The 2,294-nt window shown below is 43.0% G+C and carries 1 protein-coding gene; it reads right to left on the bottom strand.

Annotated features, from left to right (window positions below):
• Positions 1-50: 50 nt before the first annotated feature.
• Positions 51-2,219: an NACHT domain-containing protein gene (locus PY364_RS13070; RefSeq protein WP_275523085.1), complete on the bottom strand. Its 2,169-nt coding sequence runs from the start codon at positions 2,217-2,219 to the stop codon at positions 51-53.
• Positions 2,220-2,294: the final 75 nt, after the last annotated feature.

Genomic DNA, 2,294 nt, shown 5'->3' on the forward strand with positions numbered 1-2,294 from the left:
TCGATCATAACAAGTAAAAACACTTACATTCGGTAAATTTAATAAAATATCTAAGTGAAGATCCATTGGTCGCAACCTAGTAAAATGTAGTATCTGATACATTTTACCACAGGATGCCGAAAGAGCCCACTCCTTCGGGTAGATTCATCAGAAGTTTCATCAAGGAGGATTAAACGATTGATTGCCCCCTCATTTTCCCCCGCGATTTTACCCAAATTATCGGCAACACTCCTTCGGGTAGATTCATCAGAAGTTTCATCAAGGAGGCGGATTAAATGATTGATTGCCCTTGATCTATCAGTTTCTACTAAGACTGCGTTGGCTCCTGTTTTAATTGAATACAGATAACTAACGCAACTTTTAAAAATTTGACTAACAATTTCATCAGCCAAACGACTATCTTTAAACTCAGGAACTATTGCCCCCGCTAGAAAATAAGCACGATATTCATAGAAACCTCTATCCACTTTCGGATAATTCCAGTCGCCACAACCATCATCAAAATTTACCAAATTTTCGATAAACTCCTCTTTCTTCTCCTTCTCCACATCCTCCCGCCCAAACCAGAGCAAAATCACCTCTTTCCACTGCTTCTCAAAAATCCGATAAGTCCCCAACCCTGGATTATCGGGTACATGATGTAAAAAATAACCCCAATCATCTACCCCCAACGCGGCAAAATACTCCTGAAATGACGCATGATAAAACGCATAAACCGGCCGATCTGGGTTATCTGCATCTACCCCCACCTGATTTAATAAACCAATTTTTTCCGCCAATCTTAACAGCGAGTTTTCATCATCCCGTTCTCCCAAAAACTGACAGACAAAATTGTACCCCAAGCGAAATCGAGTCCGTTCTTTATCAATCGCTTCACGCGCCAACTGACTCAGCGCTTGTTCCAGGCTTTTTTTGTCCTCAAATTTAACGGAAAATTTATTTCTTTTCCACTCTTCTTGCTTCCATTTATATAGAGCTTCCACAAACTGTTTATACAGTTTCGCTTTGGTATCCGGTAATTTTCCGTCTCTTTCTTTCCAGGTAAAACAGAGCAAAGTTAATCGCAAAGGATTTTTAACTAAATCCTGAATCCGCTCTTTTCCCGATTCCTTTAATGCCGTACAAAGTTGCTCACCTCTGGCAATTTCTGTCCGCTCCGTTTCCCCCAAAGCGGTAAACCAACTATTAATAAACTGCTCTACCTGTACCGGATAGTCAAAATCTAACGTCCGGTAAACATCGAATTCAGCGAGAGGGTTACTGCCAGCATCCCACAAATTGAGCCGACAAGTAAGCAAAATTCGCGCTTTATTTAAAAAACCTGAATTGCTAATTTGTTTATCAATTTCAGAAAGTGGGTTGCTGATATCGGTGGCCATTTCATCAGCCCCATCGAGAAACAGCCACACTCGCCCTTGATGAAACTGCCCAATCAAATCATTTTTATCGGTTTCAGTAACACTGGCTTTACCCGCAATTTCCACGGGATACTGTAGCCATATTTCTAATAAATAATCCTTTAAATTTCCCCCCGGCAAATCTGCCAGCGACACCCACAAAACAATCGCATCCTCAATTTCTGCTGCTACCCAACGAGAGGCTTGCTGGAGTAAGGTGGTTTTTCCCGCCCCTGGTTCCCCTAAAATAACTAATCGCGTTCCTTTACTTTTGGGACTGTCGCCGCGTCGCAATACATTCTCTAAAAATTCATCATGCTGAAAGCTGCGGGTTATTCCGGTTTCTGCATACAAAGTAGAACCCCGTGCTGCATCAAGTTCTTCCCCTTCTTTTTGGCGACTTTTTTCTTTGCGTTCCACCAAGCCAAGGGGCACATAAACATCTTCTATTTTGGGCGCAATTCGTCTTATAGATTTGCTGCTGATGGCGTGTTGCTTTTCTAAGCGTTGCTGACAAAGAGATTTCCACCATCCTAATGTTGAAGTGGGCAAGCTTGCGCCCTCTGCTTTGCCCTGCCAAAACTTAATTTCTGTACCCGTGTGGTGATGTAGGGGAATTTGCTGCCGTAGGAGGGGGTTGGTGTCAATTTGGCGATCGAGAAAGCGAATCAGTGAATAGCTGCTGATCCAATTACCAATGGGTTCCCGTTCTGGCTGAAGTCCCTGTAACAAAGCTTCCGTGAGAATCCCGCGCGATCGCACTCCTCTGGGGGAGCATCCCGATTTGGTAAAAACAAAAATATTAAACTGCAAATTCGCCATTCAGGTAGGCACAACGCAGTTGTAACATTTGGGAAACACTTTCCGATTTCCACTGTGCGCCTGAAATTTTTAGCC

The sequence above is a fragment of the Kamptonema sp. UHCC 0994 genome (assembly GCF_029167235.1).
Taxonomy (GTDB): domain Bacteria; phylum Cyanobacteriota; class Cyanobacteriia; order Cyanobacteriales; family Microcoleaceae; genus Kamptonema.